At 60.6% G+C, this 22,362-nt stretch carries 21 protein-coding genes and 1 tRNA gene; 10 read left to right on the forward strand and 12 right to left on the reverse strand.

Annotation, left to right across the window (positions count from 1 at the left end):
• Positions 1-130: 130 nt before the first annotated feature.
• A complete protein-coding gene (locus RY113_RS03150; RefSeq protein WP_315913416.1) occupies positions 131-964 on the forward strand; it encodes an HNH endonuclease family protein in 834 nt (277 codons plus the stop codon).
• 45 nt (positions 965-1,009) lie between these two features.
• Here RY113_RS03150 and RY113_RS03155 read toward each other — a convergent pair whose 3' ends face one another.
• The 5 genes from RY113_RS03155 to orn form a co-directional block, all read right to left on the reverse strand.
• Complete coding sequence (locus RY113_RS03155) at positions 1,010-2,620, reverse strand: peptide chain release factor 3 (RefSeq protein WP_110107599.1); 1,611 nt, start codon at positions 2,618-2,620, stop codon at positions 1,010-1,012.
• Between the two features lie 98 nt (positions 2,621-2,718).
• Positions 2,719-3,585, reverse strand: a complete 867-nt coding sequence (locus tag RY113_RS03160) for an acyltransferase domain-containing protein (RefSeq protein ID WP_315913418.1) — start codon at positions 3,583-3,585, stop codon at positions 2,719-2,721.
• A gap of 213 nt (positions 3,586-3,798) precedes the next feature.
• Positions 3,799-4,371 carry a peptide deformylase gene (gene def / locus RY113_RS03165; RefSeq protein WP_110107595.1) on the reverse strand — a complete coding sequence of 191 codons (573 nt, stop codon included), beginning with the start codon at positions 4,369-4,371 and terminating at the stop codon, positions 3,799-3,801.
• A 111-nt stretch (positions 4,372-4,482) separates the two neighbouring features.
• Positions 4,483-4,558 (reverse strand) — tRNA-His (locus tag RY113_RS03170).
• 191 nt (positions 4,559-4,749) lie between these two features.
• Positions 4,750-5,352 carry an oligoribonuclease gene (gene orn, locus RY113_RS03175; protein ID WP_315913422.1) on the reverse strand — a complete coding sequence of 201 codons (603 nt, stop codon included), beginning with the start codon at positions 5,350-5,352 and terminating at the stop codon, positions 4,750-4,752.
• Between the two features lie 114 nt (positions 5,353-5,466).
• Between orn and mptB (RY113_RS03180) the strand changes: the two genes are divergently transcribed.
• Positions 5,467-6,978: a polyprenol phosphomannose-dependent alpha 1,6 mannosyltransferase MptB gene (mptB, locus tag RY113_RS03180; RefSeq protein WP_315913423.1), complete on the forward strand. Its 1,512-nt coding sequence runs from the start codon at positions 5,467-5,469 to the stop codon at positions 6,976-6,978.
• A 22-nt stretch (positions 6,979-7,000) separates the two neighbouring features.
• On the opposite strand, the gene RY113_RS03185 is transcribed toward mptB (RY113_RS03180), so the two are convergent.
• The gene (locus RY113_RS03185) at positions 7,001-8,254 is read right to left on the reverse strand and encodes a glycosyltransferase 87 family protein (RefSeq protein WP_315913806.1); all 1,254 of its coding nucleotides are present in this window, start codon (positions 8,252-8,254) and stop codon (positions 7,001-7,003) included.
• A 40-nt stretch (positions 8,255-8,294) separates the two neighbouring features.
• Positions 8,295-9,788 (reverse strand): hypothetical protein, encoded by a 1,494-nt coding sequence (locus RY113_RS03190; RefSeq protein WP_396334202.1) that lies wholly within the window; start codon positions 9,786-9,788, stop codon positions 8,295-8,297.
• A gap of 219 nt (positions 9,789-10,007) precedes the next feature.
• Between RY113_RS03190 and mptB (RY113_RS03195) the strand changes: the two genes are divergently transcribed.
• Positions 10,008-11,588 (forward strand): polyprenol phosphomannose-dependent alpha 1,6 mannosyltransferase MptB, encoded by a 1,581-nt coding sequence (gene mptB / locus RY113_RS03195; RefSeq protein WP_315913424.1) that lies wholly within the window; start codon positions 10,008-10,010, stop codon positions 11,586-11,588.
• A gap of 15 nt (positions 11,589-11,603) precedes the next feature.
• Here the strand turns inward: mptB (RY113_RS03195) and RY113_RS03200 are convergent, their stop codons facing one another.
• Positions 11,604-12,299 carry a DNA alkylation repair protein gene (locus RY113_RS03200; RefSeq protein WP_315913426.1) on the reverse strand — a complete coding sequence of 232 codons (696 nt, stop codon included), beginning with the start codon at positions 12,297-12,299 and terminating at the stop codon, positions 11,604-11,606.
• Between the two features lie 37 nt (positions 12,300-12,336).
• Here RY113_RS03200 and RY113_RS03205 point away from each other — a divergent pair, with 37 nt between their 5' ends.
• The 4 genes from RY113_RS03205 to RY113_RS03220 all read left to right on the forward strand — a co-directional run bounded on the left by RY113_RS03205 (position 12,337) and on the right by RY113_RS03220 (position 16,239).
• Positions 12,337-13,167 carry a putative protein N(5)-glutamine methyltransferase gene (locus RY113_RS03205; protein WP_315913428.1) on the forward strand — a complete coding sequence of 277 codons (831 nt, stop codon included), beginning with the start codon at positions 12,337-12,339 and terminating at the stop codon, positions 13,165-13,167.
• Between the two features lie 118 nt (positions 13,168-13,285).
• Positions 13,286-14,653, forward strand: coding sequence for a glutamate decarboxylase (locus tag RY113_RS03210; protein ID WP_315913430.1), 1,368 nt, complete (start codon positions 13,286-13,288; stop codon positions 14,651-14,653).
• Positions 14,654-14,792: 139 nt separating this feature from the next.
• Positions 14,793-15,716, forward strand: coding sequence for an oxygenase MpaB family protein (locus tag RY113_RS03215; RefSeq protein ID WP_315913432.1), 924 nt, complete (start codon positions 14,793-14,795; stop codon positions 15,714-15,716).
• A 61-nt stretch (positions 15,717-15,777) separates the two neighbouring features.
• The gene (locus tag RY113_RS03220) at positions 15,778-16,239 is read left to right on the forward strand and encodes a DUF3817 domain-containing protein (RefSeq protein ID WP_315913434.1); all 462 of its coding nucleotides are present in this window, start codon (positions 15,778-15,780) and stop codon (positions 16,237-16,239) included.
• A 54-nt stretch (positions 16,240-16,293) separates the two neighbouring features.
• Here the strand turns inward: RY113_RS03220 and RY113_RS03225 are convergent, their stop codons facing one another.
• The gene (locus RY113_RS03225; RefSeq protein WP_315913436.1) at positions 16,294-16,998 is read right to left on the reverse strand and encodes a hypothetical protein; all 705 of its coding nucleotides are present in this window, start codon (positions 16,996-16,998) and stop codon (positions 16,294-16,296) included.
• A 211-nt stretch (positions 16,999-17,209) separates the two neighbouring features.
• Between RY113_RS03225 and RY113_RS03230 the strand changes: the two genes are divergently transcribed.
• Positions 17,210-17,995, forward strand: a complete 786-nt coding sequence (locus RY113_RS03230) for an isocitrate lyase/phosphoenolpyruvate mutase family protein (RefSeq protein ID WP_315913438.1) — start codon at positions 17,210-17,212, stop codon at positions 17,993-17,995.
• Between the two features lie 310 nt (positions 17,996-18,305).
• On the opposite strand, the gene RY113_RS03235 is transcribed toward RY113_RS03230, so the two are convergent.
• The 3 genes from RY113_RS03235 to RY113_RS03245 are packed head-to-tail and all read right to left on the reverse strand — an operon-like array spanning position 18,306 to position 20,135.
• Positions 18,306-19,334, reverse strand: coding sequence for a hypothetical protein (locus RY113_RS03235; protein ID WP_315913440.1), 1,029 nt, complete (start codon positions 19,332-19,334; stop codon positions 18,306-18,308).
• A gap of 58 nt (positions 19,335-19,392) precedes the next feature.
• Positions 19,393-19,746 carry a GntR family transcriptional regulator gene (locus RY113_RS03240; RefSeq protein WP_315913442.1) on the reverse strand — a complete coding sequence of 118 codons (354 nt, stop codon included), beginning with the start codon at positions 19,744-19,746 and terminating at the stop codon, positions 19,393-19,395.
• Positions 19,743-20,135 (reverse strand): hypothetical protein, encoded by a 393-nt coding sequence (locus RY113_RS03245; protein WP_315913444.1) that lies wholly within the window; start codon positions 20,133-20,135, stop codon positions 19,743-19,745. Before RY113_RS03245 ends, RY113_RS03240 begins: the two co-directional genes overlap by 4 nt.
• A gap of 605 nt (positions 20,136-20,740) precedes the next feature.
• On the opposite strand from RY113_RS03245, the gene RY113_RS03250 reads away from it, so the two are divergent.
• Positions 20,741-20,968, forward strand: coding sequence for a DUF2945 domain-containing protein (locus tag RY113_RS03250; RefSeq protein WP_315913446.1), 228 nt, complete (start codon positions 20,741-20,743; stop codon positions 20,966-20,968).
• Between the two features lie 937 nt (positions 20,969-21,905).
• On the forward strand, positions 21,906-22,163 hold the full coding sequence (locus RY113_RS03255; RefSeq protein ID WP_110107568.1) for a DUF6458 family protein: 258 nt from the start codon (positions 21,906-21,908) through the stop codon (positions 22,161-22,163).
• Positions 22,164-22,362: the final 199 nt, after the last annotated feature.

Below are 22,362 nucleotides of genomic sequence, written 5' to 3' on the forward strand. Positions count from 1 at the left end.
TCTTTGGATCGTGGTCCTGCCCAAGGGCTCCCGGTGGGCGCTCTTCCTGTGGACAACCCCGCTGTGGACAACCCCGGACGCGCTGGCAGCCAAACTCCTAGACTTAAGGCAACTGGTCAAAGGGGTGTTTATGGCACGGCATGCACGCCTGCTGCCGCGGCGCACACAGCTCCGGGGCCGGCAGCGCCGGGACACCCTGCACCCGGAGCCCCGAGCTCCCACGCGCACCATGGCGGTTTTTGTGATCATTGTGCTGGCGCTGCTGACTGGGTGGCTGCACAGCTCCGGGAGGTGGCCCTTTGAGCCGGATCCGGGACCGCCACCGGCCGTTGCCACCCCGCCGGCTGCCTTGGGGCAACCCGTGCTGGTGGTGGGCTCTGCCTCCGCGCTGGCAATTCTTCAAACGCTGCCGGTCAAAGGTAAGGCGGCACGCAACAATTATGACCGCAGCGCCTTTGGAGAGGCGTGGATGGACGCGGACTCCAATGGCTGCGATACCCGCAACGACATCCTGCGCAGGGATATGACGGCTGTGAAATTCACGGCCGGGTCCCGGTGTCTTGTCGCATCGGGAACGCTCGCCGAGCATTACACCGGTAAGGAGGTTGCCTTCAAACGGGGCAAAGACACCAGCGGTGCGGTGCAGATCGATCATGTGGTGGCCCTCGGTAATGCCTGGCAGACAGGGGCCCAGGTGCTGACCACTGTCCAGCGCCAAAGCCTGGCCAATGATCCGTTGAACCTCCTTGCAGCAGACGGGCCCGCCAATCAAGAGAAGTCAGATGGCGATGCGGCCACTTGGCTCCCACCAGATAAGAAGTTCCGTTGCCACTATGTGGCCCGCCAAATTTCTGTGAAGGCCGCCTACCGGTTGTGGGTCACCCCGGCAGAGAAGGCCGCCATGCAACGGGTGTTAGGGCTGTGCCCGAAACAACAAAGCCTGCCCTCCGGCTATCTCCCCTGAAGGGAAAATACCGGAAGGGCAGGCTTTGTCTGCGGGCTGGCCAGACTACTTTTGCATCGAGGTGCCGATTTCACTCAACGGCAGATCCGGATGGTTCTTTTCCACGCGGCGCATGGCCCAAATATCGTTGAACAGAGCCAGGAACTCTCCGTCACTGCGCTCGAGGACCTCAGCGCCATGAACGTTGGCCAACACGGCCGTTGCATCAGCCGTGGTCAATCTGGCCAAGGAGTAGGGGAGTCGTTCTAAACGCATGGGCGCGTTGAAGTCGTGGTGCATGCGGTCCTCAACCACCTCAAATTGCATGGGGCCCACGGCGGCGAGCACAGGTGCCTGGTCGCCGCGCAGGTCAGAGCGCAGCACCTGGATGACGCCTTCGTGCTCGAGCTGCTCAATGCCACGGCGGAACTGCTTGTACTTACTGGGGTCCTTGGAGCGTGCCACCTGGAAGTGTTCAGGCGCGAACAGCGGGATGGCCGGGTACTCCACGGATTCTTCCACGAACAAGGAGTCGCCCACGCGCAAGGATGAGGCGTTGACCAAACCCACCACGTCACCCGGGAATGCGGTGTCAATGACTTCGCGTTCGCGGCCAAACACCTGCTGGGCGTACTTGGTGGCGAAGGACTTGCCCGTGCGTGATTGAGTGACCACCATGCCGCGCTCAAACATGCCCGAGCAAACCCGCACAAAGGCCACATGATCGCGGTGGGCCTGGTTCATACCGGCCTGGACCTTGAAGACGAACCCGGAGAAGGGAGCGTCAACGGGGCGCTCGGTGCCTTCTATATCCGCACGGGGCGTGGCCGGAGGGGCAAAGTCCACCAGGGTGTCCAAGATCTGCTTCACACCGAAGTTCAAGGCGGCAGAGGAGAACAGCAGGGGAGTGGCCTTGCCCGCGTAGAAAGCGTCCAAGTCCAACGGGTTGGCCTCATCCACCACCAGGGAGGCCTCGTCAGTGGAATCCGTCCAGGCATCGCCTTCGGAGATGGCGGCCTGTTCCGGGGTGAGGTACTCAGTCAGCGCAATCTGGGCACCGGAACTATTGCGGGCAAACTTCGCGAACTCATTGCGGCGGATGTCCCACACTCCGCGGAAGTCTCCGGCAATGCCAATGGCCCACGTCAACGGCATAGGGGTCAGGCCCGTGCGCTCGGTGATCTCATCCATGAGTTCCAACGGATCAAGACCCGGACGGTCCCATTTGTTGATGACAGTGATGATGGGAAGGTTGCGCTGGCGGCACACCTCAAAGAGTTTCATGGTCTGGGTTTCCAGGCCCTTACCGGCGTCTACCAGCATGACGGCACAGTCCACGGCGGCCAGCACCCGGTAAGTGTCTTCGGAGAAGTCGGCGTGGCCGGGGGTGTCCAGCAAGTTGATGACAGTATCTCGGTAGGAGAACTGCAGCGCCGCAGAGCTGATGGAAATACCGCGGTCCTTCTCCATCTGCTGCCAGTCAGAGATGGTGTCCCTGCGGTTGGATTTGCCGTTTGTAGCCCCTGCCGTACCAATCACCTTTGCGTGCAAGGCCAACGCCTCGGTCAGTGTGGATTTTCCGGCATCGGGGTGTGAGATGACGGCGAAGGTTCGCCGACGCTCCGCCTGGCCGGAAATTTCGGTGGCGAGGGCGGGGGACTGAGCCGGAGAGGACACGAGACTACTTTCTAGCGGTAAAGACTTAGTTTATGCATGGGCAGGGCGCAACTATCAAGTTTAGCGCAGGGTGCAGGTGGGCGCTTCCGTGTGCTCCATCACTCGCGGCAGGGAAGGGATAGATATCCAAAACCCAACTGCCAAGTACCTCCGGCATCGATCCGGTTCAAGACGGTCTGTTGCAACGCCGTGGTGCGGGGCAGCGCCCCCAGATTGTCCATGCTGCGGGTGCGGAAGGTGAAGTACACGGCGTCCGTGGGTTCGTTGCGCGGCTCACCATAGGGGGTGAAGAGTCCCGCGAAGGCAGCAATGTTGGACGCCGGGTCCAGATGTGTGCTCAGGTACGGGTCCAGAAGCCATGATTCACAATTGCCGGTACGTACGGGCTTCTCCGGAAAATACTCGGCAAAGAATGCTGCTGCCAAGGCCAGGCTTTCCTGGACGGCCGCGGTACCCAGACCGCCGCCTTCGGGGATATGGATGCCCAGAATCCATTCCTCGGCTTCCACGCCTGGGATGCTGGCCACAGGTTGGTGGATCAGGTATTGCAACCGGCCCAGCTGGTAAATGCGGCCGGAGCAAACGTGATTGAGCCACTTGTAAGTATCCATACCGAAGCGGTTGTGGACGCGGCGGTTGATGAGCATATTGCGGCCAAAGTCTGCCAAGGTGGCATTGGAGACTGCCTCGGGGATGTTCTTGGCCCTGTGCCACTGAAGGAGTTCGGGGGAGAAGCGCAGCATGGCGCTGAGCCAGTCGAACTCGGTCACGGGGGCTTCGGCGGTGCCAAGTTCCGGGACGGAATCATCGGAACTGCCCAGCCGGGACCTCAGGTGGGCCAAGACTTTTTCAACGGCGGGAGTTGCCGGCCCCTCGAGTAGCGCAATAGATTCCGCACGGTCTTCGGGAGCAATGCCCAGGACGTCCAGGGTCTGTTTAGGGTTCAAGGCGGTGCGAGAGGTCATGGAACCAGTTTAGCGAATCAGTGGCTGCTGGTGATCCGGCGGTTATGCGCCTTGCCACGGTGCTGGCGGTGCGTAGGGCGAAAGTGACATAACTCGTGCAACGCCGTGGAGTTCAGCGTGGCGCCAGTGCGTCAGTGGCGCCGCGTTAGCCCCTGACGGGACGCATACGGAAAGTCTGTGCGGAGGCAGATGGAATACCAGGCGCCGCAGCGGTCAGTGACCGAAAGGGTCCGGGTCCACGCCGGGCATCCAGGTCAGCCCGGGCACGCCCCAGCCGTTGTTCTTGGCCGCACGCTTGGATTTCTTGGAGTAGCGGGCGTTGAGCCGGTCCACGTAAAGTTTTCCATCAAGGTGATCGAACTCGTGCTGCATGCAGCGGGCAAACCAGCCGGTTGCTTCAAAGTCCAGGGCGTTGCCGTCCACGTCGAAGCCACGCACACGCACCCATTCGGCCCGTTTGAGCGGGAAGTCGATGCCAGGAACTGACAGGCACCCTTCCACCTCGTCATCCACGCTGGGAGGGTTGCCGGAAATTTTCCCCACAGTCAGCGTGGGGTTGATGAGCACGCCCCGGGCGGGGACGTCGTCGTCGTTCTCCAGCTGGTAGGTGAAAATACGCAGACCCACCCCAATCTGAGGTGCTGCCAAGCCAACGCCGTGGGCGGCATCCATGGTCTGGTACATATCAGCCACTAGGTCCTTGAGGTCCTGATCGAAGGCAAGAACCTCATCGGCGCGGCGGTGAAGTACTGGCTCACCCAAGATGGTCACGGGACGGATGGTCATGACTGATTCCTTTTCAGGCTCGAAACAATGCCAAGTTTTAGCGCATTCAGGCAATGAAAAACACCCCGATCAATTGACCGGGGTGTTTAGTGATTCGTAATGAACCACACATGGGGTGAGATACGGGGGTTGAACCCGCGACCTCCTGGACCACAACCAGGCGCTCTGCCAACTGAGCTAATCCCACCATGTCCGCCGCTGCGTAGCATGACATCTTGCGATGCCCTGCGCGCTTTTGGCAACGACAAATAGTCTACCCGAAATAAAAGGGGGTCAAGACCAAAGTGGTCTCTTTTGCCCTATTTGTGATTCAAGTCGCATTATTGCAGCGGTTCAAGTGCGTCAAGTCGCGGAAGTTATCCCGTATTTATCCGGAATTTATCCGGAATATTTGGCCGAAATCTTCTTGGCGGTGGCTGTGTCGGGCCCCGGAGCGGGCACAAAAACGGCCTCTCGGTAGTACTTAAGCTCATTGATGCTGTCAATGATGTCCCCCAGCGCGCGGTGGCCCCCGGTCTTGGCCGGCGACTGGAAGTAGGCGCGCGGGAACCAGCGCCGGGAAAGCTCCTTGATGGTGGAGACATCAATGACCCGGTAGTGCAGGTGCTCCACGAGCTCGGGCATGTCACGGGAGAGGAACACCTTGTCGGTGCCAATCGAGTTCCCAGCCAGGGGGGCCTTGTTAGCCACGGGCACATGCTTGCGAATGTAGGCCAGCACCTGCTCCTGGGCGTCCTCGATGGTGGTGCCACCGGCCAGCTCATCCAACAGTTTGGACGTGGTGTGCATGTTGCGCACAAAATCACTCATCTGCGCTAATGCCTCGTCGCTGGGCTTGATCACCACATCAACGCCCTCACCCAGAATGTTCAATTCGGAGTCGGTTACCAGCGACGCCACCTCAATCAAGGCGTCATTGACGGCATCCAAGCCGGTCATTTCACAGTCAATCCACACAATGCGTTCATTAGTAATAGCCACCGCTCCAATGTACCGTGAACCCTGCGCTCACCGCCGCCTGAGCTAAAATTGGGTCTTCGGGACCGTGGTGCGGTCCTGGGAACCTAAATGGACGACGACGGCCGGAGACTTTCAATGACAGCGTTGGAGCCCGCTGTGCCTGAGCATGGAACGGCCGACCGGCGCCCTTGGATTGCTGTGGTGCAGGGCTTTATTGGCTCAACCATGATCCTTTTTGGCTCCTTTGGCGTGGGCTGGATAGCCAATGGCTCGCCCATGGTCCGCAATCCGATGGTTATTGCACTGCGCACCGAGGGCGCAGGTGTGCTCATTTCAACTACCCTGCTGACCCTTGGCGCAATGCTCCTGCTGCGCTCCTGGCTGAGACTGGGCCAGCATCTCCGCAACTGGGAGGCCGGCTCCTTGGGCACCGTTGTGGCGGCGGTGGCTGCCTGGGGTGCGCCGCTTTTTGTTGCTGTACCCATCTTTTCCCGTGATGTTTACGCCTACGCTGGTCAAGGCCGGCTCATGGCTGAAGGGTTGAACCCTTACACCACGGGAATCTCGGCGTTGAGTAACTGGTTCATGCTTGGCACGGACCCGTCCTGGGCTGAAAACCGTACCCCGTATGGGCCGCTATTCCTCTGGCTGAGCCGCGGTGTTGTTGCCGTGACGGGAGGTCAACCCGATGTTTCGGTGCTGTTTTTCCGGGGCCTTGCGTGCGTTGGTGTGGTGCTTTGCGTGATCTATGTACCCAAGCTGGCAGCCCTGCACGGCGTTGACGGCGCCCGGGCGCTCTGGATTTCCGTGGCAAATCCGTTGTTCCTCATCTCCTTCATTGCTAGCGCCCACAATGATGCGCTCATGCTGGGACTGGCCGTGGCGGGTACGTATTTTGCTGCGACCCGGCGGGGGTTGCTGGGTGTTGTACTGGTCACCGCATCCATCGCCGTCAAACCCATCACCATAGTGCTGCTGCCCTTTATTGGGCTTTTGTGGGCCGGCACGTCAGCTGGCTGGGGCCGGCGGTTCCTGTTCTGGGCTGGCACGGGATCCTTGAGCCTGCTGTTGTTGTGGCTCATGGGCATTGGGCACCAGCTGGGCCTTGGCTGGACGTGGGCGCTTACCGATACCACCCCGGGCTACACCGGCTATTCGCCTTCTGGGTTCGGTGGCCAGATGGTGGAGTTGGCGGCTAACGCCGTGGGCCTGGACGGTCTGGCGGTCAGCGGGGGATTCAGGACCGTGTTGACGGCAGTCAGCATACTGATAGCGGCCTGGTTGGTACTCTTCGGTGACCGCAGCAAGGTGGTGCGCCGGATGGGGTTGGCGTTTGCCGCCGTGGTGCTTCTGGCCCCCATCATCCAGCCCTGGTACATCCTGTGGTTCTTGCCCTTTTTGGCCGTGACGGGAATGCGCAACAACTGGCAGATTAAGGCCTGCTACGTAGCGGTTGCCTTCTTTGTGGTGTTCGGCGCCCAAGACCAGCTCTTTGTCTGGAACTTTGTGCAACTACCGGTTCAAACCCGGGTGCTGTCAACGGCCGTGGCGTTGGCCGGGGTGGTGTATTTGCTGGTGTTGGATGTGCACACCCGCAAGCTATTGAACAGCCGCGAGAGTGACTTTGCGCCTGTTACGTTGAGGTAGCGGCTCTGCACCGAGGTGGTGCCTACTTCGCAGAGCGAGCGGGGATGGCAGAGCGGCCCAGTTCAACTGTTCGGCGCACAGCCCACACCAGCAGTGTCACAAGGAGCACGTTCCGGGCGGTCAGCACAGCCGCCATGATCGGGTTCGCGTGAATCAGTGGCGTGTAGAACAGCGGATAGATGATGAAGGTCATGAAGGCGATCCCCATGAGCAGAGTTGCCGGTACCTTCCAACGGTTCCAGTCATGAACCAACCCGGCCACCACCACTGGCAGCAGCCAGATGATGAATTGCGGGGAGCCCACCTTGTTGAACACGATGAACGCGGTGACCATCAGCAATGAGCCTTCTAGCAGGAGTTCTTGACGCTCGGCGCCGCGGCGCAGGGCCCACACCATCAGCAGTGCCCCCGCCAATGCGGCAACAATGAGCAGCGGCTGCATCAAGAAGGCTGCCACCTCGGCGCCGGGACCATAAACTTCGGTGGAGTTAATGGCCACGTTGTCTGCAATCTTGGAACCACCTATGTTGAACACGCTGAGCCAGACCCACGGGGTGGAGAAGGTGGCCTCAAGTTGCATGCCACGGTCACCCTGGTTGATGGCAAAATCAAGCAGGTGCGAGCCAGCCCCCGTCAATACCGCAAACGCGGCAACGCCAGCGCTGACCACCACGCCCGTGAGAAACACGTGGAAACGCCGCGCGCTGGCAATGAGCAGGGGAGCAATAACAGCGGCCGGCCAGACCTTGATCCACGTAGCCAAAGAGAGCAGCAGTCCCGCCACCACAGGGCGTTCGGAAGCGTAGAGCAGAGCCACCAATACGAATGAGGTGGTGATCCCTTCCACCCGGGCAAAGCTGAGGAAACCCATGAAAATGGTGAAAAAAAGCCAGAACCAGGCCGGGGCAATACCCGTCTGGGACCGTGTGCCGCGCACTAGGAACGCCATGCCCACAGCATTCAAGGCCGTGATGATCAATGTCCAGCCCAGCAAATACAGGGATGGTCCAAACATATTGGCAGCGAAAATGGGCAGCTGTGCCAGCAAGGGGTAGACCCACGGGCTGATCGCATCGCCTAGAACTGCTGGGTTGTAGCCTAGTTGCGCCCATTGCCGGTATTGCTCGGTGTCACTGAAAGTCTCGCCGTGGATGATGAAGCTCATCATCCACGCCAGGAAAAAGCCGTGGACTGCGGCGAATCCCCACCACACGCTGGCAGGGGTCCGGAACCAGGCAATAGCCGAAGGAGACAGGAGGCGGCCGCGCACTGCCACCGCCCGTTCCAGAACTGTGTCAAACAAGGGAGCTGAAATCTTAGGACTCCTCGGTCACAGCGGCCGGGCCCGTGTGTGCGGCGCTATCCGGAGCAGCGCCACTATCCACGGCCGCGGCGGTGTCCGGGCCAGCCAGTGCGGTAGCTTCGGTGGCGGCGGGGGAGGTGACGGCGTCGTGCCTGGGAATAGCTTGGGGGTTGCGGCCCATGATGACCAACTGACGTACGCTCCACACAAACAGGATCACCAAGAGGGCATTGCGGGCCGTTAGGACACCTGCCATGAGGGGGTTGTTGTGGGAGAGGGCGTCGTAGAAGAGGGGGTAGACCAGGAACGTCAGGACGGCCACGCCAATGAGCATGGTGGCGGGGACTCGCCACGCCTTCCACTGATGGGCCAAACCGACGGCAACTGCCGGGGCAAGCCAGACCATGAACTGGGGGGAGCCCACCTTGTTGAAGACCACGAAGGCGGTGACCAGGGCGAGTGAGCCAAAGAGCAGCAGCGCCGTCCTGTCGGCACCGCCATTGCGCTTGCCCGTGTGAAGCGCCCAGAAAATGAGCGCCGCCACCAACAGTGCGGCGGCGATGAGTAGGGGTTGCATCAAAAAGCTCATGAACTCCGAGCCCGGACCGTCCACTTGCATGGAGTTGATATCCCGGTTCATGTACATGCGCGCCCCGCCAATGCCCAGCACGCTCATCCACAGCCACGGGGTGGTGAAGGTGGCCTCAAGCTGCATGCCGCGATCGCCCTGTTCTAGGAGGAAGTTCAGCAGCAGCGGCATGGCGTTCATGCTTAACGCCAGCGCCACCACGAACGCCGTCACCAGCACACCGGCCAGAACCACCTGCACCCGCTTTTTCACCACGGTGAAGAGCGCCAGCACCACGGCAGCCGGCCACACCTTGGTCCAGGTGGCCACGCTCAGGATGAACGAGGTCAGGAACGGGCTGGCCACGCCCAGAGACAGTGCGATCAAAACCACGGGTGCGGTGAGCCCGTCAACGCGGGCAAAGCCCAGCCAGGCCAGCAAGGTGGTGAAGGCGATCCACCACAGTGCCGCCGGAATAGCCTTGGTGTTGCGGCCCCAGCTGGTGAGTTTGCCCAAGGCCAAGGTGTTCAATCCGGCAATCATCAAAACCCACAGGAACAAGAACGGTGCCGGGCCAAAAATGTAGGCCACAGACATGGGAACCAGCGCCAGAATCGGATACACCCAGGGGCTGGGACCCAGAACGCGGTCGCCGTTGAAGTCCACTGAAGCCCAGATGCGGTAAATGAACGTGTCGCTAAAAGCCTCCCCGCGGAGCGAGAGCACGCCCGCCAAGACAAGGAAAACAAGGTGCACGCCAGCGAAGACCAGCCACATACCGCGAGGGGTTTTTAGCCAGTTCTGGGTCTTCGCGGGCAGCAACGCATCCCGGGTTCGGCTGAGAGCGGCAAAGAATTTGTCCGTGGAGATGGTCCGGTCCTTCTCGAGAGTGGGGTGGTCCGGGCCGGGCCCGGGCCAGAGCAGCTGCAGCAAGATCACACCAATTCGATGGCGTTGCTCCTGCCGACTGCCCAGATGAAGTGGGTAGAATGCCAAGAACGGGGTCCGCAGCTGCTTATATGTTAGCGCAGCGCCACCAAATTGCCCGGGCTGGTCAGAGCGAGATCATGCCAGCCGCAGCCGCCACCACCGGCGGAAACGATCAGGAGTTAGTTGTTGACCAGCACGCACAGCGCCCGGCCGGAGGTGTCAAACAAGGTGTCAAGCAAATCCTTGCGGAAGCTTCCGTTCCGCACGGGAACAGCCGATTCGGCGCTCTGGCAAGGTTTCGCAGGATCCGTGATGCTGCTACTGGGCTCCTTCGGGGTGGGGTGGCTGGCCAGCAGTTCGGTGTTGATCCGGAATCCGTTGTTCATTCTGGCCAGAACCACGCCTGTGGCTGTTATCACCGCAACCGTGCTGCTGTGTGTTGGTGCGGTATTGATGTTGCGGGCCTGGTTGCGGTTGCGTGCGCATTTGGCCGGTTGGGATGCCAGCAGCCGCCCTATCCTCATCAAGGCTTTGATCCTGTGGGTTGCGCCCATGATGCTGGCGCTGCCCTTGTTCAGCCGAGATTCCTACGCCTACATTGGGCAGGGCCGGCTCATGCTGGAGGGGTTGAACCCTTACACGGACGGCATCTCCTCACTCAATAACTACTACTTGCTGGGCCCGGACACGCTCTGGACCGAAGCGCCCACACCCTATGGCCCGCTGTGGTTATGGCTGGAACAAATTGCCGTGCTGCTGCCTTCACACAGCCCCGAAATTGCTCTCATCCCGTTCCGGCTCGCCTGCCTGGCCGGGGTTATTCTCTTGGCCATCTACGTGCCCAAGCTTGCCGCCCGCCACGGATTCAACCCGCAGCAGGCCCTGTGGCTGGTGGTGCTGAACCCTGTTGTTCTGATCAATTTCATTGCCAGCGTTCACAATGATGCGCTCATGCTGGGGCTGGTGGTGGCGGGTATTTATTACGCCTCGGCGAAACGTCCGGTACTGGGCATCTTGCTGGTCACGGCCTCGATTGCGATTAAACCCATCACCTTGATCGCCCTGCCGTTTGTGGGCTTGTTGTGGGCCGGCTCGCAGGCCGGCTGGGTGCGCAAGTTTGGTCTGTGGGCAGCCACCCTTGGCATCTCCACCGCCATCATGGCCTTCATGGGTGCCATCAACGGGCTTGGCTTCGGCTGGCTCGCGGCACTGCAAACGCCCGGCACGGTCTGGATTTGGTACGCCCCCGTGGGGTTGTTCTCCAACGTGGTGGGCTTTGTGGTGGGATTCTTTGGCAGTGCCGGCCCTGCTGTCACCGATGTCATTCAAAACATGGGACAGATCGCCTCGATTCTGCTCGTCATGGCGTTGGCATTCCTGCCGGTCAAGGCCGCAGCGGCACCTTTTACTGAAAAGTTCGACGCCGGCACCCCCGTCCTGGAGGAAGCGCAGCGTTACAGCCAAGCAGTTCTGCGACGCATGGCGTGGGCCTTCGCCGCCGTGGTTCTCATGGCTCCCATGATCCAGCCCTGGTACATGCTCTGGTTGTTGGCGTTCTTCGCCGTGACGGGGATTGCCGAAGGGTGGCAGTTGCGCACGGCGCTGTACCTCACGGCGTTCTTCACCATGATCGCCCTAACGGACCAGCTCAGCGTCTTCCCGTGGATTCCGGTGGTGCTGATCCGTGCCGTGGCCATTGTGGTGGGCTTGGCGGGCGTGCTCTACATCATGTTCTGGGACACGAAGACGCGGGGGCTCTTCGTGCCCAGGCGCGGACTCGTCGGGGCCGGGGAAGCTCCCCAGAACTAGCCAGTGTTCCCACCCTTAGCCAAGGTGTTTGAGGGCCTCACGGCGGGAGAGCGGGCTAAGGTTTTCATGCGCCGCCACGTAGCCGCGCACCCAGTCCGGGTCGCTCCGTGCGTACTGGCGCAGCGCCCAGCCTATGGCTTTGCGGATGAAAAAATCCTTATCCGCAGTATTGACAGCGATGACGTCGCTGAGCAATTGCGTGTCCGTGGCGTTCTTTGCCGGAAGTTGGGAAATGATGGCGGCCCGGCGGAACCACAAGTTATTGTGCTGGCTCCACTGGCGCAGGAGCGGTTCCATGAGTGTGCGGTCCTTTTGCAAAAGCTCGAAGATGCGCGGGGCCACGGCGTCCACGAAATCCCACCATTGCCCCGTTTCAATGACCAGCGTGTAGAACGGCAGCAAGGCTTGTTCACCGCGGCCCAGCCGGGAGTCGGTGAGCATGATGGCGGCGTAGCGTTCTTCCCGATGTGCGGCGTCATTCCAAAGCGTCATGCAGGTGCCTGCCAGCTCGGCGAGACTGTTGAAGGGATGTGTTTTGGCCAGTTCCCGCACGCTCTGGCGAACCATGGGGGAGGGCACCCCCTTGAAGGGCATCGATGATTTCATGTAAGCGGCCATGCCCTCAGCCTTCTCCGGGATGGCGGCTAGATCCAGCGCCGGGCGCAGGGCAGCAAGAAAGCCCTCATTGGGTGGCATTGCTGAATTTCTCATGCCCATAGCGTAGTGGCAGGACTATCATGTGGTTGGTATGGGGCAAAGCACACGGCTGAAGAGGGCGGAGATTGTTGCTGCGCTGTGCGCCGCCGGATGTGTCTACGCTGAAGAAGAAGCCGCGATCTTGGATGTGAGTGCTGCCACGGCCCAGGAACTTGCTCACATGCTTGCCCGCAGGGTGGAGGGCTATCCCTTGGAACACATTGTGGGCTGGGCCCTGTTTTGCGGGCTGCACATTGCGGTGGACCCGGGGGTATTCGTCCCTCGGCGGCGCAGCGAGTATTTGGTGGAACGAGCCTTGGCGGTACTCGGTTCGCACAGCGGGGGAGGGACTCTGCCACGCATCCTTGACCTGTGCTGCGGAAGCGGCGCAGTGGGAACCGCAATCGCCACGGCTCTGGTGTTCGACGCCGGTGCCGCTCGCGTCATGGCTTGTGAGGTGCACGCGGCGGATGTAGACCGGGCCGCCGTGGTGTGTGCCACCAAAAACCTGGCACCATTTGGTTCTCACGTTTATTGGGGGGACTTATTTGCCCCCATTCCGGCCCTGTTGCGCACAAGATTCGATCTCATTGTGGCCAACGCCCCTTACGTTCCATCGGCTGCCATTGCGTTCATGCCGCCGGAAGCCCGGATCCATGAGCCGGACGCAGCCCTGAACGGAGGCCGCGACGGGTTGGAACTGCACCGGCGCATTGCTGCAACAGCCCCGGACTGGTTGCGGCCAGGAGGATCCCTGCTCCTTGAAAGCAGTCTCAGGCAGGCGCCCGTCAGCGCAGCGATTCTGGCGGCACACGGATTCAGCACCAGCATTTCTAGAAGTGCCGAACTTGCCGGCACCGTGGTGACCGGTACTCTGCCTTGATGCTCCGGACGCTGATGCTCCGGACGCTGAGCCGCCACGTGGCGAGCCTCTTCATTTTGGCTGCGGAACTGGCTAGCCTCGGTGTATCCGTACCATCCGCGGTTTAGCAGGGAGCAGCATGAGTTTGCACAGGCACCACAGCAATCGCGATGCAACAATCCAGGACGCAGCCTTCGATGGGGGTCTTGGCTCCATTCCCCGTCACAAACTGCCGCAGCGTACCTCCGATGCCAATGCTGCCCTGGAATTTGTGCGCGATGAGCTCATGCTCGACGGCAATGCGCGGCAGAACCTGGCCACCTTTGTCACCACGTGGATGGAGCCACAGGCTGTGGAGCTGATCCAGGAGTCGCTGGAGAAGAACATCATCGACAAGGATGAATACCCGCAATCGGCCGAGATTGAGCGGCGCTGCGTGAATATTCTGGCGAACCTGTGGCACGCCCCTGAGCCCACTGGGGGAGCCGACGCCGTGGGTTGTTCCACCACGGGTTCTTCCGAGGCTGCAATGCTGGCCGGGATGGCGTTGAAGTGGCGCTGGCGTGCACGCCGGGCGGCTGCCGGGCTGGATGCCACCGAACCCAATCTGGTCATGGGCGCCAATGTGCAGGTGTGTTGGGAAAAGTTTGCACGCTACTGGGATGTTGAGGCACGGCTTATCCCGCTCGACGGGGCAACTCACCTCACCCCGGCGCAGGCCGCTGCGGCGTGTGATGAGAACACCATTGGGGTGGTGGCCGTGCTGGGCTCAACATTTGATGGTTCCTATGAACCCGTAGCGCAGATCGCGGCAGCGCTTGATGCGCTCGCGGCCAGCACCGGTCTGGATGTGCCACTGCATGTGGATGCAGCCTCTGGCGGGTTCATTGCCCCCTTCCTTGACCAAGACTTGTTATGGGACTTCCGCCTCGATCGGGTGAAGTCCATCAACTCTTCAGGCCACAAATACGGGCTCGTGTATCCGGGCGTGGGCTGGGTGCTGTGGCGCAGCGCGGAGGACCTGCCGGCGGACTTGATCTTCAGCGTGGACTATCTGGGCGGCTCCATGCCCACCTTCGCCCTGAACTTCTCCCGCCCGGCGGCCCAGGTGATTGCCCAGTACTACACCCTGGTCAGATACGGGTTTGAGGGGTACCGCAGCATCCAGCAGCGCTCGCGGGACATTGCCGGAGCCATCGCCAAGGGCGTCGCGGACTTTGGACTGTTTACTTTGCTCAGCCGGGGAGAGGAGTTGCCGGTGCTTGCCTTTAGTGTGAGCGCCCCGGATGGCTGGAGCGTCTATGACCTCTCACACGAGCTGCGCAGCTTTGGCTGGATTGTGCCCGCCTACCCCATGCCCGAGGGCATGGCTGAGATAGACGTGCTGCGTGTGGTGGTGCGTAATGGCTTCACTTTTGATCTGGCAGGGATGTTCTTGGCGGACCTTGACAAGTCAGTGGAAAGGCTCAACGGTAAGGTGCCGGACAAGGTGGCTTTCCACCACTGAGCTGGACCGGTATAGCTGTTGCGGGCCCTCTTAATGGCTGGGAGCCAGGCCCTAGGTAGTGTGGTGGGCGCTAGGCGTCCCGGACGCTGTTGGGGAGCCTCAGGTGCGGTCCGCACAGAAAAGGACCAGACTAAGGGTTATGGAGAATATTGTGCAACGCTGGCGCAGGGAGTTGCGCGGCACTTTCAGTAACAACTCGGCCACCATCCCCCAGTGGGAACTGGACCTGGAAAAGGGTGAAGACGGCGGCTACTTTGGGCCTGACTCTGCCGCATGGGCGGTGCACGGGTCAATGACAACCCTGGTTGCCGGCATCCAGTCCCTACTGATTCAGGCCCTGCATCCGGGTGCGCTGGCCGGCGTCCACGATCACTCCAGCTACCGCAGCGATCCTTTGGGCAGACTGGCAGGGACCATCCAATGGATCTTTACCATCAGTTATGGTGACACGCAGGCTGCCCGGACGGCCTCCAACAAGGTGCTGCGCATCCATGAGTACATCACCGGCAGCTACACCGCCAACAACGGGGAGGTGCGTCCCTATACGGCGAACGACCCCGATCTGTTGCGCTGGGTACATTTGGCCTTCACCCAGGCATTTTTGGCAACCCATGAAGCGTATGGGGCCCCCATTGCAGCAGGCGCGGATGCTTATGTGGCTGACTGGGCTGTGGCAGGGACCCTCATGAGGGTGGCGAGCCCGCCCACCACCGTGGCTGAACTGCAGGCGCAGCTGGCCGCGTTCAGCCCCGAGCTGCGCTATGACGAGCGTGTTGAAGAAATTGTTGCCTTCATCAAGAACCCACCGCTGCCGCGCTCGCAGCAGGCGGGGTACAAAGTTCTTTTCGCCGCCGCGGTGGCCTCCTTGCCGCCGGCCTACCAGGAGATGCTCAAACTGCGTGCGCCGGCACTTGGCCCGCTCCCGTTACCGGTGACGGTACCCACCAAGGCTGTGCTCGCCGTCGTGGGGTGGAGTTTGGGATCAACCGCGCCCAGCGAAGCCTCGGCGCGGGCCCGCAGGAAGCGGCTGGGTGTGCAGGATCCTCCCAGAAATCACCGCTAGTCTGGACATGGCATTTTGCCGACACTCTGTCACCCACGATTCCTAGGACTGTATTCAGCCCATGTCTCCACGCACTTTCTACCGCACCCTTGCCATTGCCGAGGCCATCACCTGGACGCTGCTGATTGCCGCAATGATCATGAAATACGTGTTCAAAGTGGGCGATTGGCCCGTCACGGTGGGCGGTTTTGCGCACGGGCTGGTGTTCATCGCCTATGTGACTACGGCGGTTTTGGTGGGCTTGAACCAACGCTGGCCTGTGCGGCTGATCCTTGGCGCGGCAGCCACGGCCGTGGTCCCGTACCTGACCATCCCCTTTGATAGGTGGCTGGAGAAGAAGAACAGGCTCGACGGCGAATGGCGCACGCAAGCCACGGCGCACCCGCACGACGGGCATTGGGTTCAGGTGGTGCTGCGCTGGATGCTCAACCGCCCGGTGCTGTTGAGCGTGGTGTTTGTGGTGTTTGTTGGCGGCATCATGTCCACCATGATGTTCGTTGGTCCTCCCGGCGGCCGCGCCTAAGCTGATCCGGGCGCTTGTTTAGCCGTCCCGCCGGTTGTTCGCCTGCCCTCAGGTTCAATCGTCCTCAGGGTTAACAGCGTCGCTGAGCCGGACTGAGAAGATATCCAAATCCGGGTGGGCGAAGAGATCCTTCAAGCACGGCCCACTGACGCCCAACAAAACGCTGCGGGCGTAAATGTCCTGCCCCATGCACCAGGCTCTGTCCTGCGGCCACCAATACAGTGGGCGCCGGCCCCCGTGTGCGCCGCTGGGGTGTTCCATGCCGGAGCTGCCGGGACTGCCCGTGGGCTGTGCGCCGTCGCTGAGCGGGCCGGCCAGGATTTTCATCTCCCGATCCGGGGGAAATGTCACCAAGCCGTTGTTGCCCGTAACCGGCGCATAGCCGTCCCACTGGGCAAAAAAGCACTCCTCCGGTGTCCTGGTATGTTGTTCCAACACCTCAACGAGGGCGCGGGCTCTCACCTGGTCCAGATCGCCCATGGCGGGAGATGTCCACTCCCGGGGGAGGGCGCCGCCGGCAGCAAGAACCGTCTCGTGCCACTGCATCCAGGGGTAGACGGGCGCACCCACGCTCGCTGCAGCCTCGCTCCACGCCAGCCGCCGTGGCTCTGAGCCGAAGCCTTCAACGCCCACAGGGTTCAGAATCCGGGCATAAAACGGGTACCCGACAGGGACGAATCCGGCAACGGTGTGGCCCTCTGGATCCAGCGTGTCGCGGAGCCAAAATCCAGGTGTTGCATCCGGGGTGGGCGTTGCCATGAGAGTCCTCTCGCAGTGTTTGCCCCAGCCTAGCGGGAGCCGCAACAGCGTAGTGGCACCCGCAACGCCTCGCTCGGAAAAAGGTGGCAGGACGTTCATCAGATTCCGGTTGACCCAACTATTAAGCGGATGCCCCTGTGCCCGCTTCAGTGTGCCTTTGTAGACTGGAGGAACACTGTCCAATTTGTTGGGCGCGGGATGGGAGTCAACGGTGGCCACTTTTCTAGAGCTGCACCACACGGGGGTGCCACTGCTGCTGCCCAACGCGTGGGACGTTGGCTCTGCACTGGCCTTTGCGGCGGCAGGTTTCCTCGCCGTGGGAACCACCAGTTTTGGTATCGCGGCAAGCGCTGGCATGCCCGACGGCGGCCGGGCCAGCAAGGCGGCAACCGCAGCACTCGCCTCGCAGCTGTGCCGCCTGCCAGTGCACATCACGGCGGACATTGAAGACGGCTACTGCGACGATCCCCCCGAGGTTGCACAGTTTGTGGCTCTGCTGGTGGCGGAGGGAGTTGCTGGCATCAATATTGAGGACAGCCGGGACGGGCGCCTGGTAGATCCAGCCTTAGCAGCCTCTAAGATTTCTGCCATTAAGGAAAGCAGCCCGGCCGTATTTATCAATGCCCGGGTGGACAACTTCTGGTTTGGCGAGGAGGCAACCGTGGATGCTGTTCTACGCCGTGCCCGCAGTTACGCAGAGGCCGGGGCTGATGGCATTTTTGTCCCCGGGCTTGTGGTCCCGGAAGATATCCGGAGCATCACTGCCGGGATTGAACTGCCTGTGAACGTGCTGGCACATCCCTCGCTGAGCGTTGCAGAGCTGGGCGAACTGGGGGTCCGGCGGGTGAGCTCCGGCTCCCTGCCGTACCGGGCAGCCGTGGACGCGGCGGTCAACGTTCTCAACGCCCTGCGCGAGGGGAAACCAGTTCCGCCGGCCACACCCTACGGGGAAATGCAGGAGCGTCTCCAGAGATTCAACCGAGGCGATGAAGGCTGAAGCGGACTAGAACAGCACGTTTCAACAAGCGTGCCGTACTGGTCTCTGCCAACGGCAGTTCCGGTGAAACGGCCTCGGATTTCCGCTATGAAAAGAAGCGCCAGATTCCCAAAATCGGTGCAGGGAATTTATCTGATCCCCACACCGAGGACGGACCCTCCCCGTAGGGAAGTCAAAGAGAAACATAGATCTGCGCGGATTGAACGAGCTTGATATGTCCCACAGGAACCACTTTCAGTTCAGTATTCTCCGGGTATTCAGAGCTGCGGCAGGCTCGCCCACTACCTCACTCACACCCACATGGTGCCGTTTAGTCTTCGTCAGCAGCGTACGGGTTCACCGCGCGGCCGTTGAAGGGGGTGAACCACGCGGACAGGTTCAGATCTGCTATTCCAAGCGATTCGTTTAGGGGGCTGGAACTGATGCCGTCCATGGCCGGATCATACAGTAGCTCGTGGTCCAGATCCTCATAGAGGGTGTCCTCCGCCATGCCGCGCCAATCCTGGGCCAGTGCCATGTTTGGCAGCATGGATTCAAGTGCCTCTACCTGATCGAGAACTAGTTTCAACGCCAATTCCTGTGCCACGCAGGACGGTGCCGCAAACTCTGTTGCCAGGGCCGAGCCTAGTTCAATGGCAACGGTCAGGAACTGCTGGGCAAAAAGCGGTCCATAGCTGGCAGCGTGCAGGGGAGGGAGGTTGGCGATTTGCTGGGTCTCGGCTGCACTTTCGGTGCTCTCGCGCAGAAGTGAGAGGTCCTCAAAGAGCTCATCGATCAAGCTCACATAGGCCCAATTGATGGCGCCGCGCAACATGGTGGCTTCGCGAAGCTGGCTGCCACGCCTGTCCGGGTTGCTCTCTTCCGGGTCATAGCCCAGGCGCACCAGATCGAGTCCGGGCAGCTTGGCTCCATCGCTGAAAATCTTCTCCAGCCACTCATCTTCGCTGTCTTCATCCTCTTCGCCGTCTTCGCTCTCGAGGGCTCCGCTCCCGTGCGCGTGGGGCGTGCTGAGTGTGAAGTCGTCCTCGTCGGCCAATGTGCTATCTGTGCCCTCTGCGTCCTCGTCCTCTTCGCTCTCGTCCTCGGTTCCTTGCACCCACATGGTTGCGCCAAGGGCCTGAACACCAGGAATGCCGGCTACCACCTCAGAGGGCTCCACCAGCATCATGAGGGCCGATTCGGCACCCTCGCCAACCTGCTCCACCATCCCGGCCAGGGTCTGCGCATTCTCTCCGGCGTTATCCCGAGCCCAGGCAAGGGCGTGAGCCTGTACCGCGCCGGGATTGGTGAATTCAAGGTCAAGTTCAAGGTGCAGCCGTGCTGTGTGAGAGGTTTCCATGCACGAAATCCTATCTCGGCACGGAGCCCCGCCCGTCCGTGGTGGGAGGGCCTGAACGTTATTCGTTCCAGACGGCGTGCAAGACCCGGACGGCGTCGTCAAGGCTCACGCCGGCGTGCTTGCCGGCCTGGGCCAGTTCAATGGCTGCCTTGAGGACATCCCGGGGTGTGGCACAAGCCTGGGCGCTGACTCGGGTGCCGCTGCCGATCCGGGTGAGTAGAAAGCCTTCAGCCTCGAGAGACCTATAGGCTTTTGCTACCGTTCCGGGGGCCACGCCAAGGTCACCCGCCAGTTGGCGCACCGAGGGGAGCCGCTGATCGGCAGCAAGGAGGCCTGTAGTGATGAGTCCGCGAATCTGGTCCCCGATCTGCTTGACCAGCGGAGCTCCGGACTTGGTGAGTGTGATGATCATGCCGGCACTGACGGAATCAGCTGACGCGTACGGGCCGGCAGGGTCCGTAAAAGAACGGAGAACCACAGGGCCAGGCCGAGAATGAGCGTCAGGAGGGCAGCCAAGGAGAGGGCGGGGCCCAGTGCGGCGAAGGACGTGCCCTGATCCACCCAGCCGGCCGCTCCTGCAGTGAAGCCGGAGCGCAGAGAAGACGTGCTGGCCAATGATTCCAGGATGGAGCTGAGGTGGAGAAGGAGCCCACCAGTGGTTGCAGCCAAAATGTTGCGAACACGTGCTGCTCTCAGTGCGGTATCTGCGCCACCATCAAGGGCAAGTGCCGGGCGGGACATGACAGAGAGGCCCGCAAACGTCAACGCCGCGAGCAACACTAAGAAGAGCGCCGGCGGCAAAGCCCACCCATCCTTGGGATGCGAAGGTCACAAGCGAGCGTGGAGCCAGAGCTGCGGTTCCGCCTGGCCCCGGTGACGGCGCCGGCAGGATCAGGAACACTAGCGCCAGAATGCTCAGCGCTAGGGGTAGGCCGTACCGGATCAGCTGAATCACCAAGAAGCTATTGCTGTCAAAGGTTGGAAACCACCAGGGGGATATAGTCCAGCTCTGGTAGGTAATCATGGTGCCAAGAGCTCGAACCATGCCAATGGCCGTGAGGCTACGCTCACATGGAGGCAGGCTCGGCCGGAGAGCTTCCCGCGCTCGCCGTCGGAGCAAGGGGGCGGCGGCCAGGAGAAGTGCAAGCAACACCGGGACGGTCAGGTAAAGAAAAACAATCATCGTCAAGAACCCCCATAATGTGTCAATGCAGTGGTACATAGTGCGCCATGGGTAGGGAACACAGTGATGCCCTGAATCCGGCTCCACACAGTTCCCTACCTTGTGATGAGAATAAGTTTCCACATATTCCGAACAGACTTGGGGACTAGTCAGCGATCATCACCGGTAGGCCGTGACTAGCCAGGGACTGGGTGCTTACACTAGGCAAAGGAGAGGGGTACTCATGTCCAAGAAGTTCGCTGTAGGGGATCACGTTTCATGGAATTCTGAGGCAGGGCGGGTAACAGGTCACATCACCAAGGTTCATACGTTTGATTTTGACTACAAGGGGCATACTCATAGAGCCTCGGAGGAAGATCCGCAGTACACAATAAAGAGCGATAAAACCGACCACATTGCCGCGCACAAGGGTGGTGTTCTACGCCTCATCAAAGAGAAGTCCGGCAAGTGACTTAGCCCTCCTAGGAAGCATGCCGCCGTTTTGTGGGCGGGGTGCAGGTCGGCGACCTTGGTGGCATAGACGAAGCCAGCGCAGACCGAGACGTACGTACAATCCGTGCCCCCTACCTGGTTCGGTGCCGGTAGCTCTAAGTTGCGGTTGAGCAGGTTAGAACCTCGACGTGTATCTTCAAGGTGCGCAGGGCCGGCATTTAGCTGTGATTAGATCAGCCAGCGGCGCAGCGGCTCGAGCCAACTCCGAGCTTCGGAGCCACCAACCGAGAAGAGCCACATACACACTGCACGGCCACAAACTCTCGGGGGAGAATTCTTGGCCCTAATCACCACCCTTTTCAATAAAAGACAGCTGCATCAAACTGGAACGGTTCAGTGTGGGGCGAGCTTTCCGTGAGAAGCAACCCAAGCCTTTGAGGCCGTGAAACACTGCAGCGAGCGGGACGCTCAAAAGTCGGCAAATACGCCTGTTTGACACAGTAAGGGCTTGGGAAGCAAAATAATTTGCCTCCCAAGCCCTTACCTTGAACGAACCTGATCTGAGGATCAGGCCCGCCATTTTCCTACGTCAAGAAGACGTACTAAATCGCTGAGACGATCCAGATGATCAAGGCGACTGCCAGGAGTACTCCGACTATTGTCCATACAAGACTGCTTCCGCGCATGTTGGTCATTTCCGTTCTCTCGAGTGGGAATTACTTATCGCTTTTTATGCGACAAGTGAATAACTATAGCGGAACATTCCTCATGCGTTTGCCAAGGAAATGCCAATGTGACGTCCAGTCGAATGTTAGAGTTTGGCCCCAGAGTAGGCAACAGTGCGCTACATTTGATACAAAACCGGGGCACGCCCAGCATGCACGGCAGTAGAAGTGGATAACTCTACCGTTGTGGGTGTCAGGGTTCGCCTCCCACACTTTGAGGAGATAAACATAATGAGTATTGGTTCTGGAATATTTCTGGTCGTCATCGGCGCAGTCTTGAGATTTGCGCTCAACATGGAGCTCAGCTGGATTGACCTTGACCTTGTTGGCAATATCCTTATGGGCGCGGGCGTGGTGGTGTTCGTCTTGGGTTTGGTATTCATGTTCCGCAAACGACGTTCGGTTTCAACACGGCGCACCGTTGTAAACCCTCAAGAAGGAGTAAACGAAGTTCGCCGCACCGACAGGATTGATGACACTCAGCTCTAAGGTTGTGCGCCGAGCCGGTTGTGTGCCGCGCCGGTTGTGTGCCGAGCCGGGCAAGACCCTCTGGTTCGGGTCCACCTGACTACGCTCCAGGGGCATCCATGGGGACGGTCTCGATGAGGATCATCGGGACCGTCCCCATCGCTTTCGCTCTGGCGCCGGATAGCAAGCGAAACCCATGACCGGCCTTACAGGTTGTGGC

Source organism: Arthrobacter sp. lap29, assembly GCF_032458965.1.
Classification (GTDB): domain Bacteria; phylum Actinomycetota; class Actinomycetes; order Actinomycetales; family Micrococcaceae; genus Specibacter; species Specibacter psychrochitiniphilus.

What these genes read in the sequence shown, in the direction of transcription:
- RY113_RS03150 (WP_315913416.1), top strand. Translation starts at nt 131, where the DNA reads ATGGCACGGCATGCACGCCTGCTGCCGCGGCGCACACAGCTCCGGGGC.
- RY113_RS03160 (WP_315913418.1), bottom strand. Translation starts at nt 3,585, where the DNA reads ATGACCTCTCGCACCGCCTTGAACCCTAAACAGACCCTGGACGTCCTG.
- def (WP_110107595.1), bottom strand. Translation starts at nt 4,371, where the DNA reads ATGACCATCCGTCCCGTGACCATCTTGGGTGAGCCAGTACTTCACCGC.
- mptB (WP_315913423.1), top strand. Translation starts at nt 5,467, where the DNA reads ATGACAGCGTTGGAGCCCGCTGTGCCTGAGCATGGAACGGCCGACCGG.
- RY113_RS03200 (WP_315913426.1), bottom strand. Translation starts at nt 12,299, where the DNA reads ATGAGAAATTCAGCAATGCCACCCAATGAGGGCTTTCTTGCTGCCCTG.
- RY113_RS03205 (WP_315913428.1), top strand. Translation starts at nt 12,337, where the DNA reads ATGGGGCAAAGCACACGGCTGAAGAGGGCGGAGATTGTTGCTGCGCTG.
- RY113_RS03210 (WP_315913430.1), top strand. Translation starts at nt 13,286, where the DNA reads ATGAGTTTGCACAGGCACCACAGCAATCGCGATGCAACAATCCAGGAC.
- RY113_RS03215 (WP_315913432.1), top strand. Translation starts at nt 14,793, where the DNA reads ATGGAGAATATTGTGCAACGCTGGCGCAGGGAGTTGCGCGGCACTTTC.
- RY113_RS03220 (WP_315913434.1), top strand. Translation starts at nt 15,778, where the DNA reads ATGTCTCCACGCACTTTCTACCGCACCCTTGCCATTGCCGAGGCCATC.
- RY113_RS03225 (WP_315913436.1), bottom strand. Translation starts at nt 16,998, where the DNA reads ATGGCAACGCCCACCCCGGATGCAACACCTGGATTTTGGCTCCGCGAC.
- RY113_RS03235 (WP_315913440.1), bottom strand. Translation starts at nt 19,334, where the DNA reads ATGGAAACCTCTCACACAGCACGGCTGCACCTTGAACTTGACCTTGAA.
- RY113_RS03240 (WP_315913442.1), bottom strand. Translation starts at nt 19,746, where the DNA reads ATGATCATCACACTCACCAAGTCCGGAGCTCCGCTGGTCAAGCAGATC.
- RY113_RS03250 (WP_315913446.1), top strand. Translation starts at nt 20,741, where the DNA reads ATGTCCAAGAAGTTCGCTGTAGGGGATCACGTTTCATGGAATTCTGAG.
- RY113_RS03255 (WP_110107568.1), top strand. Translation starts at nt 21,906, where the DNA reads ATGAGTATTGGTTCTGGAATATTTCTGGTCGTCATCGGCGCAGTCTTG.